This window comes from Clostridium sp. TW13, from assembly GCF_024345225.1.
In the GTDB taxonomy this organism is placed as follows: Bacteria; Bacillota; Clostridia; order Clostridiales; family Clostridiaceae; genus Inconstantimicrobium; species Inconstantimicrobium mannanitabidum.
This window is the reverse complement of the sequence record NZ_BROD01000001.1, coordinates 422,385-438,460: the sequence shown is the minus strand read 5'-3', so window position 1 is coordinate 438,460 and position 16,076 is coordinate 422,385. Positions and strand designations below refer to the sequence as shown.

General features: G+C 31.4%; 18 protein-coding genes. 1 reads left to right on the top strand and 17 read right to left on the bottom strand.

All coding sequences use genetic code 11. The annotated features are described in order from the left end of the window. Window positions 1-31: 31 nt before the first annotated feature. Window positions 32-1,348 (top strand): D-alanyl-D-alanine carboxypeptidase family protein, encoded by a 1,317-nt coding sequence (locus OCU47_RS02175; protein WP_261826957.1) that lies wholly within the window; start codon window positions 32-34, stop codon window positions 1,346-1,348. Between the two features lie 100 nt (window positions 1,349-1,448). Here the strand turns inward: OCU47_RS02175 and OCU47_RS02170 are convergent, their stop codons facing one another. The 17 genes from OCU47_RS02170 to minD all read right to left on the bottom strand — a co-directional run bounded on the left by OCU47_RS02170 (window position 1,449) and on the right by minD (window position 16,072). Then, entirely contained in the window at window positions 1,449-2,690 is a 1,242-nt protein-coding gene (locus OCU47_RS02170) for an LCP family protein (RefSeq protein WP_261826956.1), read from the bottom strand. Between the two features lie 10 nt (window positions 2,691-2,700). Further along, a complete protein-coding gene (gene yqeK / locus OCU47_RS02165; RefSeq protein ID WP_261826955.1) occupies window positions 2,701-3,276 on the bottom strand; it encodes a bis(5'-nucleosyl)-tetraphosphatase (symmetrical) YqeK in 576 nt (191 codons plus the stop codon). Between the two features lie 11 nt (window positions 3,277-3,287). Then, window positions 3,288-3,890, bottom strand: coding sequence for a nicotinate-nucleotide adenylyltransferase (nadD, locus tag OCU47_RS02160; protein ID WP_261826954.1), 603 nt, complete (start codon window positions 3,888-3,890; stop codon window positions 3,288-3,290). A 1-nt stretch (window position 3,891) separates the two neighbouring features. Then, window positions 3,892-4,194, bottom strand: coding sequence for a ribosome assembly RNA-binding protein YhbY (gene yhbY, locus OCU47_RS02155; RefSeq protein ID WP_261826953.1), 303 nt, complete (start codon window positions 4,192-4,194; stop codon window positions 3,892-3,894). Between the two features lie 19 nt (window positions 4,195-4,213). Then, window positions 4,214-5,512: a GTPase ObgE gene (gene obgE / locus OCU47_RS02150; protein WP_261830566.1), complete on the bottom strand. Its 1,299-nt coding sequence runs from the start codon at window positions 5,510-5,512 to the stop codon at window positions 4,214-4,216. Between the two features lie 229 nt (window positions 5,513-5,741). Continuing rightward, window positions 5,742-6,041: a 50S ribosomal protein L27 gene (gene rpmA / locus OCU47_RS02145; protein ID WP_261826952.1), complete on the bottom strand. Its 300-nt coding sequence runs from the start codon at window positions 6,039-6,041 to the stop codon at window positions 5,742-5,744. Window positions 6,042-6,045: 4 nt separating this feature from the next. Further along, complete coding sequence (locus tag OCU47_RS02140; RefSeq protein WP_261826951.1) at window positions 6,046-6,420, bottom strand: ribosomal-processing cysteine protease Prp; 375 nt, start codon at window positions 6,418-6,420, stop codon at window positions 6,046-6,048. An 8-nt stretch (window positions 6,421-6,428) separates the two neighbouring features. Continuing rightward, window positions 6,429-6,740 carry a 50S ribosomal protein L21 gene (gene rplU / locus OCU47_RS02135; RefSeq protein ID WP_261826950.1) on the bottom strand — a complete coding sequence of 104 codons (312 nt, stop codon included), beginning with the start codon at window positions 6,738-6,740 and terminating at the stop codon, window positions 6,429-6,431. A gap of 128 nt (window positions 6,741-6,868) precedes the next feature. Beyond that, entirely contained in the window at window positions 6,869-8,308 is a 1,440-nt protein-coding gene (locus OCU47_RS02130; RefSeq protein ID WP_261826949.1) for a ribonuclease E/G, read from the bottom strand. 137 nt (window positions 8,309-8,445) lie between these two features. Further along, on the bottom strand, window positions 8,446-9,150 hold the full coding sequence (locus OCU47_RS02125) for a TIGR03936 family radical SAM-associated protein (protein ID WP_261826948.1): 705 nt from the start codon (window positions 9,148-9,150) through the stop codon (window positions 8,446-8,448). Next, a complete protein-coding gene (locus OCU47_RS02120) occupies window positions 9,134-10,984 on the bottom strand; it encodes a TIGR03960 family B12-binding radical SAM protein (RefSeq protein WP_261826947.1) in 1,851 nt (616 codons plus the stop codon). Before OCU47_RS02120 ends, OCU47_RS02125 begins: the two co-directional genes overlap by 17 nt. Window positions 10,985-11,432: 448 nt before the next feature. Further along, window positions 11,433-12,293: a M50 family metallopeptidase gene (locus OCU47_RS02115; RefSeq protein ID WP_261826946.1), complete on the bottom strand. Its 861-nt coding sequence runs from the start codon at window positions 12,291-12,293 to the stop codon at window positions 11,433-11,435. 21 nt (window positions 12,294-12,314) lie between these two features. Further along, window positions 12,315-13,097 carry a murein hydrolase activator EnvC family protein gene (locus OCU47_RS02110; protein WP_261826945.1) on the bottom strand — a complete coding sequence of 261 codons (783 nt, stop codon included), beginning with the start codon at window positions 13,095-13,097 and terminating at the stop codon, window positions 12,315-12,317. 139 nt (window positions 13,098-13,236) lie between these two features. Then, the gene (locus OCU47_RS02105; protein WP_261826944.1) at window positions 13,237-13,608 is read right to left on the bottom strand and encodes a methylglyoxal synthase; all 372 of its coding nucleotides are present in this window, start codon (window positions 13,606-13,608) and stop codon (window positions 13,237-13,239) included. Between the two features lie 193 nt (window positions 13,609-13,801). Beyond that, complete coding sequence (gene rodA / locus OCU47_RS02100) at window positions 13,802-14,920, bottom strand: rod shape-determining protein RodA (RefSeq protein ID WP_261826943.1); 1,119 nt, start codon at window positions 14,918-14,920, stop codon at window positions 13,802-13,804. A 71-nt stretch (window positions 14,921-14,991) separates the two neighbouring features. After that, on the bottom strand, window positions 14,992-15,261 hold the full coding sequence (gene minE / locus OCU47_RS02095; RefSeq protein WP_261826942.1) for a cell division topological specificity factor MinE: 270 nt from the start codon (window positions 15,259-15,261) through the stop codon (window positions 14,992-14,994). Window positions 15,262-15,274: 13 nt separating this feature from the next. Further along, complete coding sequence (gene minD, locus OCU47_RS02090) at window positions 15,275-16,072, bottom strand: septum site-determining protein MinD (protein ID WP_261826941.1); 798 nt, start codon at window positions 16,070-16,072, stop codon at window positions 15,275-15,277. Between the last annotated feature and the right edge of the window lie 4 nt (window positions 16,073-16,076).

Genomic DNA, 16,076 nt, shown 5'->3' with positions numbered 1-16,076 from the left:
TTATTATGTTCGATATATTTAGGGGGCCACTATGAAAAAATTAATTAATTTTATTCTCATGTTAGTTTTATCAGTTTTAATTATTTCTTCAGCTTTCTGTCCAACCAATGCTTTTGCTTCGGAGCTTAAGAAAACGGATGCAGAAAGTTATGTTTTGATTGACGCTGCCACCAATCAAGTTATTTTAGGAAAGAATGAAAATGAAGTTTTGGTGCCTGCTTCAACTACAAAGGTTATGACGTCTATCTTAGTGTTGGAAAATACTAAGTTAACAGATAAAGTTACCATAGGAGATAATCCTCCAAATGCGGAAGGTACTTCTCTTGGATTAAAAAAAGGTGAAGTATATACTGTAGAAGACTTAATGCATGGCTTACTTTTAGAATCCGCAAATGACTGTGCTATGGCTTTAGCTGAATTTGTAGGTGGATCAAAAGCTAACTTCGTAAAAATGATGAACGATAAAGCAAAAACTTTGGGACTTGAAAAAACTACTTTTGTGAACCCAAGTGGTCTTTGGGAAAATGATAATGTAACCACAAATAAAACAACTGCTTATGAATTATCCCTAATGATGAAAGAAGTTTTAAAATATCCAGATTACATAAGAATCAGTCAAGCTCACAGTTATAAGTTTCCGGTTTCCCAAAAAGATACCTTTGAAAAATGGGCCAATAATAAGAATTCCTTATTATTCAAAAATAATCCACATTATTATGCAGAAACAATAGCAGGCAAATGTGGATATACAGTAAAGTCTAAGCATACTTTTGTTGCAGCTGCTCAAAAAAATGGACGTACTCTTATTTTGGCTATAATGAAATCTTCATCAAAAGAAGATTACTTTCCTTTTGCCAAGAGCTTATTTGAATATGGATTTAATGATACATCTTTAGTAAAGCTATATTCCAAAGATGAAGAAGTATCCACGTACAAAAATAAAACTTCAGTATCAGTACCCTTAATAGCTGGTCAAGATGTATTTTATGTTGTTAATAATAAGGATTTTTCAAAAGATCAACTAAGTAATATAGGTATTATGAAAAAATTACTTGATCCTAAGATTACTTATGGTCAAATTAATATTGATAAAAATTCTATTAAAAAAGGTGACATCTTAGTTACTGCTGATTTAGAAGTTAAAGGCAAAAAATATACGCAATTGAGTCTTAACAGTGGTATAGATATAGACAAACATGTTGCCTCCAATAATAGTAATACTGCTGATCATTCTGTCCTAGTAAACTCATTAATAATAACTGCTCTTTGTATATTTCTTATAGCATATATGAGTTATAAGAAATATAAGGCTTATAAACAAAAAAGAGATTCATTGGATGAGATATAAATAACTAAAAAAGTAACAGTGAGTACATAACTCACTGTTACTTTTTTTGCGTTAAACATCTGAAAATAAATAACAAGTTCAAATAGACTAGCATATAAACCTATTTGCTTTCAGATGCCTTATAGTCTTGTCCTAAAATTATAACAGCATCATTACCAGCATAATCTTTGTTGTTTTTAAGATCATTGTTTACATTTGCTATTTTACTATCTGTAGCTATAATATATTTTATTTTATCATCCTTAACTTCTATAGATGTTTCTTTTGTGAGTTTTGTATTGCTGATTTCTATCTGTTTATACCCTTTTGCCTTTAATTTTCTTGCTACACTTGCTGCTAATCCATTTATTCTTGAGCCGTTTAATACCTTTATCTTAAGATCAGCCCTTTTTATATCTAATACTTCTATAGGGGCATCACCTTTCATAGCTGCTATAATATTGGAGTTTCCATCTTCATCATATTTTAAATAGAATTGATCATTATAATCTATAGGTGTCCCATTTAAAGTAAGAAACCTAACACTCGTATTTTTTAAGTCTAAAACTTTCAAGCAATACGCCATTAACTTATCTGCTGGCATATCTGTGGAAATACACTTATGCATTTCATCTATTATATTTGGCATCTTATCAAGTACTTTTTGTGCCCTACACTTAGAGATTATGGCTTGTAGAACCTTCTGCTGATTCACTATTCGCATATCATAATCAATTTTTTCACCTATACCATTATTGTTTTTTTGCCATCTAAAAAATTGTACTGTCTTCTCACCATCTAACTGAACATTTTTACCTTTCTTCAATGATATATGAATATTTTTAGCATTGTCATCATACTTCATATCTCTATCTACATCAACTTGTATTCCTCCAATACTATCTACAAGTTTTTTTAGAGCTGCATAATCTATTTTCACAACATAATCTATAGGCTGCTCTATTAATTTTTCTACTGCATCCTTTGAAGATTTTTCTCCATTTTCAGTATATAAACTACTTATCTTTTCATACTTTACAGAGCCTTTTAATAACATATCTGTTGGAACTGAAGTAGCTGTTACCCATTGCTTTATACCATCATATTTAACAACAATTATGGTATCATTATTTTTAGTCTTATTGTTTTTAGAATTAATATTTTGAACCTCATCAATTCCTAATAGCAAAATATTAATTGACTTGTTATTATACTGCTTCTTAGCTGCCGCTATATTGTATTTATTACTTATATTTCCATCAAGCTTAGAAAAAAAAGTTCCCGCACATATCAATGCACAAAGAACTAACAAAACCAATACAGCTACCTTGAACCTACCATTATCACTTTTACATCCTAGCATACTACCACCCTTACGAATTATTTTTTTCTTGTATCAAATAGTTTCTTGCTTCTACTGATAGTGGATGAATTAATAATCCATTTTTTACCACATAGGTAATAGTATTCGATAAACCTTGCAAAACTCCTTCATTTAAATCTTCAAAAGTTGTTTTTCTTAAAAATTCTATGCCCGGATAATTTCTATTTGGTTCTATGTAATCTGCTATATATATTATTTTTTCAATGGTAGTCATATCTTTTTTTCCTGTTGTATGAAATTCTACAGCTGAAAGAATTTCTTCATCTTCAATGCCCATAATAGTATTTCCTATTATAGCTCCAACCTTTCCATGTAAAAGTTGTGGAGAAGCTTTCATCACTTCATCTATTTCATAATTATTTTCTTCAAGAATTCTATACATTTCGTCTACTGGCATATTTTTTGCACAATCATGAATTAGTGCTGCCACTTCAACCCTATCTTGATTCACATTATTTATTTTTGCTAGCTCTATAGCACTTTGAGCTACGCCTAGTGTATGAATATATCTGCTTTCTTTTAAGTTTTCCTTTATATATTCTAAAATTTGATTTCTACCCCACATAGAAATGTCTCCTATCTATATATGTTATTCTCTTCTATATACCGTTTTACAGAATCAGGTATAAAGAAATCAACTCTTTTTCCTGTAGATATTTCTTCTCTAACCCCACTTGAACTTATCTCTAAATTCAGCAAGTCTAAATAAATAATCTTTTTATTATACTTATGCTCCACCTCAGCTTTTTTTTCAACAAGCTGTTCTTTTGTAAAACCTGGTCTATTAAATACTACTAACGTTGCAGCTTCCATTATCCTATCAACATTTTTCCATGAATCAATGGTTATTAATGAATCTGCTCCTAAGATAAAATATAATTCACCTATATTTAGGCTCTTATAGTATTCCAATGTTTCAAAGGAATAAGATTTAGTTGTTTTCTTAAGTTCATAATCACTTATCTCAAAGTTTTCGTAAGACTTTATGGCAAGCTCCACCATCTTATATCTTTGGTTTGCATCTGATACACTGCTGAAACTTTTGTGAGGAGGGTTTCCACCTGGAATAAATATAATTTTATCAAGCTTTAACTGATTTAAAGCCTCATAGGCGATATAAAGGTGGCCATTATGAATAGGATCAAATGTTCCACCAAATATACCAACTTTAGTGCTCATATTACTTTGAGTTGCTTGGTAACTCTATCTTAGGATTCTTTTTAGATTGTTTATATAAAACTATTTTATTACCAATTGATTGAACACCCTCACAGCCTATTTGCTGGCAAATTATATCTGATGCTTCTCTAGTTTCAAGCTCACTATTTTCTAGTACTGTTATCTTAATTAATTCTCTTTTTTCTAAAGCTTCTGCTACTTGCTTTAAAAAAGCTTCTTCAATACCATTCTTACCTATTTGGAAAATAGGTGTAATGCTATTGGCAAGCCCTCTTAAATAAGATCTTTGCTTACTTGTTATCATTAAAGTTTCCTCCTACAAATTACATTACATATTCAAACTCGAAATCATTTGTTCTAACCATGTCACCATGTTGAATTCCCATTTCTCTTAATTCATCAAATATTCCCTTATTCTTAAGTACCTTATGGAAATATCTAAATGAATCTGGATCATTAACGTTAACTGCTAAAAGAAGTCTATCTACGAAGCTTCCTTCTATTACATAAACATTATATGATTCTTCTCCATCATCATATGGCTCTACAGAAATAGTATAAGTAAATTTCTTATCTTCTGGAACAAACATATCTTCTGGGTTGATTATTAAATCAGTTATTGGAATATCCTTAAGCATTTCTGCTGCTGCTTTAACTACTGCTTCAACATTATCATAAGTTGCCGCACTCATCTTAAATACTTTGTCATATCCCATTTCATTTACTTTTTTCTTAAAGTTTTCAAAAACTTCTTCATCATATAACATATCACACTTATTTGCTACTACTATTTGAGGTCTATCCCATAGTTTTACGCTATACTTCTTAAGCTCTTCATTTATCTTTATAAAGTCTTCAATTGGGTCTCTACCTTCAATTCCTGAAATATCAACTACATGGATAAGAAGTCTAGTTCTTTCAATATGTCTTAAGAATTCTAAACCTAAGCCTACTCCTTCTGCAGCTCCTTCTATTATTCCTGGAATATCAGCCATAACAAATGGTTCAATACCTGGAACACTTACAACTCCTAAATTAGGCTTTAAAGTTGTAAAATGATAGTTAGCTATCTTTGGTTTAGCCTTTGTTACTGTTGATATAAAGGTTGACTTTCCAACGTTAGGAAAACCAAGTAATCCTACATCTGCTAACAACTTTAATTCAAGACTTACAAATCTTTCTTCTCCTGGCATTCCTGGTTCTGCAAAGTTTGGAGCCTGTCTTGTTGGTGTACAGAACTTTACATTACCTTTACCACCTTTACCACCTTTACAAACTACATACTTATCATCTTTATGTGATAAGTCACACATGATTTTTCCTGATTCTGAATCCTTAATTATAGTACCTAGAGGAACTCTTATAGTTATATCATTTCCATCTTTACCATAACACTTAGATGCACCACCACTTGTTCCAGTTTCAGCTACAAATTTTCTTTTATATTTGAAATCTAGAAGAGTTGTCATACCTATATCTACTACAAAGATTACATCTCCACCACGACCACCATCTCCGCCATCTGGGCCTCCAAGTGGAACATACTTTTCTCTTCTAAATGAAATGGCTCCATGTCCGCCGTCACCTGATTTTACAAATACTTTGGCTGTATCAATAAACATGTTCTTCACCGTTCCTTTCCATTATTATTTTCTCTTTAGACATATGCAAATAAATAAGAAATCAAAATACACTCGCATATAAACTTATTTATTTTTCAATATGCCTTATGTTTTATTATTGCCTAAAAACCTTATGGCAATGCTGAATTAAATAGTATTTTCTTTTTAAAAATTCCTTATATATTTGAAAAAGCACCCTATTTCCAGGGTGCTTTTTATAAACTAAATACTATTCAGCTATATCTTCAAGATCTAATGGATAAACTGAAGCTTTCTTCTTAGTTTTACCCATTCTTTCGAATTTAACAACTCCATCAACTAGAGAGAATAAAGTATCATCTTTACCCTTACCTACGTTTGTTCCTGGATGTATCTTAGTTCCTCTTTGTCTAACTATGATGTTTCCAGCAAGAACGAATTGTCCGTCTGAAGACTTAACTCCTAATCTCTTTGATTCAGAGTCTCTACCATTCTTTGAGCTACCTACCCCTTTTTTGTGGGCGAATAATTGAAGATTCATTATTAACATAATGTTACACCTCCTCTTTCAATATTTTTATATATTTACATCGTTTCTTATTTCCTACACTTTGATCCAATGATATCAGGATACTTTCTAAACTTAATTCAAAAGTTTTCATCATAACTTGAGATTTTTCAATCTCTTGCTTTGGTAAATTCTTCAGATCTATATTTAAAAAGCCATCACGAACTTCATAATTAGCTTTGAATTTAAGTACCTCAACAATCCCAATTAGGATACTTTGCGAAAGCACTGATACTGAATTACAAATCATATCAAAGACGTCCCCTGTAGTCGAGTCCATCTCGCTTTGGGATAAAGCATGACCTTCCATTTCAAATCCAATTATATTTTCGTTCTCTTTTTTTAAAACTACTTTTATCATAATTTTAATTAAGCTTCTATCTTTTCTATAGTTAATTTAGTGTAAGGTTGTCTGTGACCAGCTTTTCTTCTGTAGTCCTTCTTAGCCTTGTACTTAAATACTATAACCTTCTTTGCCTTACCTTGAGCTGCAACCTTAGCTATAACTTTAGCTCCTTCAACAACTGGGCTACCAACTGTTATGCCTCCGTCCTTAGCTACTGCTAAAACTTCTGTAAGTTCAACTGTTGAATCAACTTCAGCTTCTAATTTTTCAACGTATATAACGTCTCCCTCTTGAACTCTGAATTGTTTTCCACCTGTCTTTACTACTGCGTACATTAAAAACACCTCCTCATAACGGTCTCGCCACTTCGGGTACACGATAAAAAATCATGTTTCTAAAAACCTTTCGTGTGCGGTTTACAAAAGCCATTTTATCACAATAAATTGTCTTTGTAAAGTAGGCATCAACATATTTCTATATTATCCACCTTATATTTACTCACATTTTCAATTTGATTCTTAAATATCAAAGATTCTACCTTAAAATATTCTGTCATAGGAACAAAATTCAAATATATATTTTTATCCAAGCCATCTATATCTTTTAAAAATGTAAGCATATCTGCATGAACACTTTCCTTATATTCTTCATTAAGCTCAATGTAAAAATCCTTTATGGAATTGTCGCCTTCAACCCTTACAATTTCATTTCTAATAAGTACTGAAATGTAAGATATCTTTAATCTCTTGCCTCTTCCTTTACAAGAATCACATTCCTCTTCTATATACTCATAGATGTTCTTTCCTCTTCTTCTTCTAGAAATTTGAACAAGATCTAATTCAGTAAATGGGTAAATAGTAGTATTGCCTTTATCCTTCCAGAACACCTTATCCAGAGCATCCATAACCTGTTTTTTTGCCTCAACACTTCTCATCTTTATGAAGTCTACTATTATTATGCCACTAAGATTTCTAAGCCTTACCTGCTTTCCAATCTCCACTGCTGCTTCTAGATTTGTTTCTATATAAGTTTTTTCTGCATTACTTGAATTAACGTTTTTAGCAGAATTCACGTCAATAGTATACATTGCTTCTGTCTTATCAATTACAATCTGCCCACCGCATTTTAGGTTAACTCTGTTGTTTCTAAGCTTTAGTATTTCTCTTTCAATTCCGTAGAAATCAAAAAGTGTTCTATATTCTTCATGTAGTAACAATTCTATATTGTCTTCATATCTAATATACTCTTTTACTATTTTATAATCAGCTTCTGAATCTACTACTATTTTAGTAGTATTAGAATTTACATTGTCACTTAGCACCTTGTGAAGCAAACTATTTTCTCCATAAACCCTCTGTGGTTTTAATATATACCTAGACTTTTCTTTTATCTCTGCAAGCTTTGAATATATTTCATTCACTTCTTCATTTATTATTTCAACAGCAGTAGATTCTGCATTTGTCCTAACAGTTACAGATACTCCTTCTGGAACTATCACTTCATTTTTGAATTTTTCAATAATTTCTTCATTTTTAATTCTTTTTGATATAAACAAACCGCTTTTGTTGGTTGTTAAGGCTACATTCTTACCTGCTATAGAGAAATTTTCAGTTATTTTTGCTCCCTTATTTGCATGTTCTTCTGCTATAATCTCAACTACAACCTCATCACCTTGCTTGTATTTCTTGTCCTTTGAAAAATTCATATGGGCATCCTTTGGATACCCTATGTTCACAAATACTGATGATATTGCTGGTACTACATTTTTTACTACACCTTTATATATTTCACCTAAGAGAGGTTCATCCTTTTCTTCTTCTATAAAGCATTCATAAAGCTTTCCTTTTTCTTTTATAGCTATTCTCAAAAGCTTTTCTCTTCTCTCTATAAAAATCTCTCTCATTTATTATACCTCTTTTTAAATTATTTATATTGTGGTAGTAAGCCACTATTATAATACTTAAATTAACATCTTGTAATACATTAATATGGTTTTAAAATACCCTATTATTACTTATATCTTAAATTAAGGCACCACTATTAACGAAAGTACTTATCTAAAGCCACTAGTTTTTCTCCATTATAAGCATACATTTCTGTTCTCTTAATTTTAATAAAACTATCTTCTATAGCAGAACTTGTTTTAGATTTTATATACTTTGCAAGTAAATCTGCTGATAGATTTTCTCTACTTCCACAGCTTATAATAGCTACAACCTTTAAAATATTTCCTTCAGTAGAGTATTCTAACTCTTTTACAAATGGTTTTATATCTGCTTCCTTCTCACCCTTCTTAGTCTTTTTAATGGTTACCCATTCATTCATCTCTTGAAGAGCTTTCATTTCATCTATAAGCTTTGAAGTATCATCATATTTGATTTTTATCTCATATTTTGCACCATCAATTAACGCCATTGCTTGAGGAACCTTTTTATTATTAAATGTTTCTGGAAGCTTTGTTGCATTAATAAATCTCATAGTTAAAGGTGAAGCTTGATTTAATTTCTTTATCATTTCATCTTCTTCTACCTCAGTATTCATCTCAAGGTCTAAATAATCACCGCTTGAATACACTCCTACTGATAAAGGCTGAGCTATAGATGATATTATACGTGGGTGATAACCTTGGCTATAAGTAACATCTAATTCTGATTTGCTTATTACCTTTTCAATTGTTCTAAGCAAATCTAAATGTGATATAAATTTTATTTCTGATTCCTTTGTAAATTTAATTAAGTATCGCACCGTCAAAGCACTTCCCTTCTTTAAAGTTTACATTAACTCCACATCCTGTACATCCTTGTCTGCAGTTTTGTGTTAATGCTCCTACCTTAGCCTTCTCATTTTCATTTTGAAGGTACTCTCTGTTTACTCCTATATCAATGAAATCCCAAGGTAAAATTTCATCATAACTTCTATTTCTATATGCATAGAAATCACCATCTACTCCTGCCTCTTCTAATGCTTTTTTCCATACATCAAACTTAAAGTATTCTGACCAGCCATCGAATTTAGCTCCATTTTCATAAGCCTTAATAAGTACTTCACAAACTCTTCTATCCCCTCTTGCAAATACAGATTCTAAATAAGAGGTTTGTTGTTCATGATAGCTATAGCTTGTAGACTTAGCTTTTATTTCTCCTCTAACTGCACTTATCTTTTCTGTTACATTCTCTATTCTTTCCATAGCTACCCATTGGAATGGCGTAAAAGGCTTTGGCACAAAAATAGATGTACTTACTGTAACTCTTAATCCCTTATTTCTAACATTCCTTGGAACCTTATAATATTCTTCTGTTATTTTCTCTGAAAGCTCCCCTATGCCCCTAACATCATCTATAGTTTCATATGGAAGTCCTATCATAAAGTATAACTTTAATGTGCTCCAACCAGCCTCAAAGGCATTTTTAGCTGCTTCAAGTATTCTTTCTTCAGTTAATCCCTTGTTTATAACATCTCTCATTCTTTGAGAACCTGCCTCTGGTGCAAAGGTTAAGCCTGTTTTTCTTACCTTTTGTATTTCTTTAATAAGATCTACAGAGAAGGCATCTACTCTTATAGATGGTAAGGCTACAGCTACATTGTTTGCACTGTGCTCCTCCATAAGCTTATTTAAAAGAACAGTTATGTTTGAATAGTCACAAGTACTTAAAGAAGATAATGATATATCTTTATAACCTGTTGCCTTAAGCAATTCTCTTGCCTGCTCTAATAAAGTTTCTGTTGACTTTTCTCTTACTGGTCTATAAATCATACCTGCTTGGCAGAATCTACAACCATTAGTACATCCTCTAAATACCTCTAAAACTATTCTGTCATGAACAATTTCAGTGTATGGCACTAACATATCAACTGGGAAATCTACCTTGTCAAAGTTATTTATTATTCTCTTTTTAACCTTTGCAGGAACATCATCATACTTTGGTGTGAAAGCTTTAATTGTTCCATCCTCATTGTAAGTTACATCATAAAGAGATGGCACATAAACTCCTTCAATCTTAGCAACAGCTCTTAAAAACTCTTTCTTGCTCTTGCCCTTGTATTGCTTATATAAATCTAGCACATCATTCATCATTTCTTCGCCTTCTCCAAGCTCAAAGAAATCTATAACACCTGATAAAGTTTCAGGATTATATGCACATGGTCCACCTGCCATAATTATAGGTTCATCTTCTCCTCTTTCAGATGCTCTTATAGTTATTCCACTCATGTTAAGCATATTTAATATGTTTGTATAACTCATCTCATATTGAAGAGTAAAACCTATCATGTCAAATTGATTAAGCGGATCTTTAGTTTCCAAAGCATATAATGGAATGTCATTTTCTCTCATAAGTGCTTCCATGTCTGGCCATGGTGCAAATGCTCTTTCGCAATATGTATCCTTTCTTGCATTGATTGTATGATATAGAATTCTAGTTCCTAAATGGGACATTCCTACTTCATAAACATCTGGGAAACAAAAAGCAAATCTAATATCCACTTCCTTTGGATCTTTGTTTACTTGATTGATTTCTCCACCAACATATCTTGCTGGTTTTTCCACTTTACATAATATATCATCTGATATTCTAACCATTGGTTTCCTCCTAATTATTGTTCTGTATTTTAATATTTTTTAGTTATTTCAATAAGGCATCTTCAAAAAATAAATAAGTCCATATGTTAGTCTATTTTCCGTTATACTACGTCAACAGAACCCTTAGATAGCTCTGCTATCTGCGGAACCTGTTTCCTTGTCTAACTAAAAATATCCGTCACATATTTGGACTTGTTATTTATTTTCAGACGCCTAATAATAGTTTAGTAATTATTAAATTAATACTGACTTTTTTAAATAAAAACATTTTTTAAGAAATCCCTAAACTTCTTTAGAGATTTCCTAAAAAATTATAGCCTGTCATAGCACTTTATTTTTTATTAATTCATCCTGAAATAAATAGCAAATCAATTAGACTAGCATTTACCTATTTTTTTAATATACTTAAAGTCATTAATTATCACTATATTCTAACACAAAATTTATCTTAAACCAATGTGTTTTCATCCTTAAGGCAAATATATTCCTGTAAGGTTATGTTTCCATGCTTCTTTAACACTTCTACCACTTCACCCTCGCTAATCTTGCCTATTACATCCATATTATCATTTAGTATATAAAATATATGATACCTATTTTTATTTGTATATCCAAGCAAATTTAGTAAACTTTCCTTACAATAAACAGATACCATTCTATTTATCATATACTTATTCTTTAAGAACTTAGTTTTCTTCTTAACCACATCACCCATTATTATATACATTACCCTTCCTTTTTCTTTATGACTCTCAATAGCTATCATTATAGCCACAAGAATGAAACAAATATTCATCTTATGCAAATATACACTTAAGAAAAAAAATCCAATAAATATAACTGAAAATACATAGCTTGTATACACAGTTATGTTATGAGACTTTTTATATAGCATCTTTACACTTAAAATGCTCTTAAGTAATTTGGAACCATCAAGAGGCATCGCTGGAATCAAATTAAATATCCCTAGAGTCAGATTTATTTCAACGCATTGATAAAAAATGTGCCAAGAACAATATTTATATATAATAAAAAACACTATTGCAGCTATTAAATTCACTATAGGACCTGCGCTAAAAATCATTAACTCCTCTTTATGAGATAATTCATCTATGCTTCGAAGCTGGATGGCTGTTCCTAACGGGTGAATTTTGAATTGATCCACCTGAACTCCCAATGTTCGAGCTACCAAATAGTGACACAACTCATGCACTATAATCCAAAAAAATGATAGAATCACTTCAATCCTAAATCCTAAAATCAAAATTATTAGGATTTGAGGTAACAACCATTTACTCAGCTTAAGCATACTTACCTCCTTGTCCACTCGCTATAACCCCATGACTTCTTTAGGATCTTTTTCTTCCCCTTTGCAATTTATCTTAAAAATCACAGCTGTAACCTTATTCTTTCCAATTTCTCCACTCTTGCCAAGAACTTCTCCTTTGTCTACTTTATCGCCTTCCTTTATATAAACACTTTTTAATCCTCCACAGGTGGTTTCTACTCCATTACCATTATCTATAATAACTGTTTTTCCTTCAGCATCACTGTCCATAATCTTTCTAACAGTACCATTATAAGCACTGAATACATCTGAATCAGCTTTTGCCTTTATTAGTATTCCTTTACCTTGAATCAATCCATCAGAATCACTAATTATGTCTCCCTTTATAGGTAATATAAATTTCTGCTTTATATCCTCTTCGCTAAGTGTGCTATTATTCATCTTATTTTGAAATGTCTCCATAGCAGAATTGAACTCTTTTTGTAAATTTTCAAGATTTGCTCCCTTTATTACATCTTGAGTTATATCCACATCTAATAAATTCTTAGCATATTTATACATCTGTGCAGACTCTGGTGTGCTAATGCTCTTACACCCTAAAACAAAGATTACTAATAAACTCACTATAATCAATTCCTGCATAATTCTTTTCACAAGTATACTGACTATATTTATTTGGCTGCTCTCACTAGATCCTGCAACATTCCTTTGCACTTTTCCACTTATAGCAGGACCAGAATTATATCTATCCATATGATTCATATGATTAGCTTTTCTGCTCAACTGCTGATAGTAACTTTTCGTTTCTTCCTCATAAGTGTTCATATTTTTTCCCCCTTTAAATTGTTTTCTAATTATTTATATTAGAATTTAGGAAGATATATGATTAATGCACATCCAAAATATAAAAAGCTCTAACCAAAATGGTTAGAGCTTTCTAATAAAATAATATGTATTATTTAGTTTATCTAGTTGTAACAAGTGCCTTCATAAATACTTCAGCACTTCCTTGATTTGTTGCTATTGGTACATGATGAACATCACATAATCTCAATAAAGCAGATACATCTGGTTCATGAGGTTGTGATGTAAGTGGATCTCTTAAAAAGATTATAAAATCCATATTCCCCTCAGCAATTTTTGCACCTATTTGTTGGTCACCACCTAAAGGTCCTGATAAAAATCTATGCACATTCAAACTTGTATTTTCCATTATTCTTTTTCCTGTAGTTCCTGTAGCATATAAGGTATGATGGCTTAAAGCCTCCTCATATCTTTTTGCTAACTCAACTATGTCTTCCTTCATGTTATCATGAGCAATTAAACTTATATTCATTCTTCATCCCTCTTTTATCCCACATTATGTTATTAAGGCATCTTCAAAAAATAAATAAATCCATATGCTAGTGTATTTTCCGTTATACTGCGTCAACAGAACCCTTAGATAGCTCGCTATCTAATGAACCTGTTTCCTTGTCTAACTAAAAATATCCGTCGCATATTTGGATTTGTTATTCATTTTCAGATGCCTAAAAATTAATTTTCTTTTTTCTCATACCTATGTTTATTACAAGACCAACAGATAAAGTTGTAGTAAGCAAAGAACTACCACCATAACTCATAAATGGTAGAGTTATTCCTGTTATAGGCATTATAGCAATATTCATACCTATATGTTGCAATATAGCGAACAAGAAATATGAAACCATCCCAACAGCTATGACACTTCCAAAGATATCTTTAGAAGCTTTGGCTACCTTTATCATCTTATATAATAAAATACCATATAAGGCTAATAAAATAATACAGCCAATAGTTCCCCAATGTTCTCCCAAAACAGAAAAAATCATATCTGTATGATTTTCAGGAACAAACACATCTGTATATCCTTTACCTGCATTTGCACCAAATTGTACGCCAGTACCAAAGAAGCCACCAGATCCAATTCCAATCAATGCCCTTGTAACCTGCAGTCCATCTCCTGATGGGTCTCCTTCTGGATTTAAGAAGGAAATCAATCTTCTCTTTTGGTATCCTTTTATTAATCCTGAGTTCCATACAGTCATAATAAATACTGCCAACCCGAAAAGTCCAGCAACTATTATTCTTCCATCAAGACCAACACAAAAGAAAATACCTAAAGCGATAAAAAACGAAACCATACACATTCCCATATCAGGCTGAATAACTATTAACCCCATAGGAATAACAGCATACATAGCTGTAATAACAAAGTTTTTTAAGTTGTTAATTTTACCTTCATAGTCTTGTATCTTTTTTGCTAGCATTAAAATCATAGCAATTTTAGCAAGCTCTGAGGGTTGAAAAGAAAGTGGGCCTAATTTAATCCATCCAGTGGCACCATTTATCTCACTTCCCAATACGAACTTGGTCAATACCAACAAAAGCATGTTAAACCAATAAAATAAAACCACATAATTTTCTAAAATATTATAATCAATAAGCAGTAAGAAATACAAACATACTAATGAAAAAATTAAAAAGAAAAACTGTTTCTCAGCATTACCCATTCCAACTGCCGAATATATATTCACAACACCAATTAATGTAATTAGTATTATGGTAACTATCATTCCAAAATCAATTTCTTTTATCAACTTTGAATCTAACTTGAATTTTCTAAGCACAACTTATCCTCCTATTCATTTTCATATAATTATATATTATCACATTGAAAATGAAAAGAGTAACAAAATAACTATCTTCCTCTAACATTTTTTATTGGAATATTTGCTACTAAAGCTGGTGAATTTCCTTCAATTTCACTTTGTTTTGTAACAGCAATATCCATATCTTCAATTTCAATTTCAATATACTTGTTTAATACCTCTAAAATTTCAATCTTTATCTTATCAAGAACCTCAGGAGCAAGTTCTCCCCTGTCATGAATAAGAATTAATCTTAATCTGTCTTTTGCCACTTCCTTAGGTGTTGATTTTTTTGAGAACAAGCCATTTAATAGATCCACTTAAACACACCCCCTATTTTCTCTTAAACAACTTTTTAAGAGAATTGAAAAATCCTTCTGAACCACTGCTTAAATCTAATAGTGGAACTTCTTCTCCAATTAGTCTTTTAGCTATATTCATAAAAGCTTTACCTGATAAAGAATCTGAATTTAATACTATAGGCTCACCTTTATTTGTTGACACTGTTATATTTTTATCATCTGGCACAACTCCTAAAAGCTTCACTGAAAGTGTTTCAATAATGTCATCAGTACCTAACATATCTCCACTTTGCGCCATATCGTAGTTTAATCTATTAATAATTACTTTATGATCCTCTAATCCTCTCGCATCCATCTTACCAATAACTCTATCTGCATCTCTTACAGATGTTATTTCTGGATTTACAACAACTACAGCTCTGTCTGCACCAATAATAGCGTTTTCAAAACCTTGCTCAATACCTGCTGGACAGTCAATAAGAATTATATCGAATTCTTCTTTAAGTTCATTTATTAACTTTAACATTTCTTGTGGTTTTATATCATTCTTATCCTTTGTTTGAGCTGTTGGCAATAGGAATAGATTTGGAAATCGTTTGTCCTTAATTAGAGCTTGCTTGGTTCTACATCTATTTTCAATTACATCAATTATTGTATATACTATTCTATTTTCAAGTCCCATTAGCACGTCTAAATTTCTAAGTCCAGTATCTCCATCTACCACTACAACTCTTTTACCTAATGAAGCTAAAGCTGTTCCTATATTTGCTGTAGTAGTAGTTTTTCCTACTCCACCTTTTCCTGATGTTATAACAATAGATTCTCCCATTAAA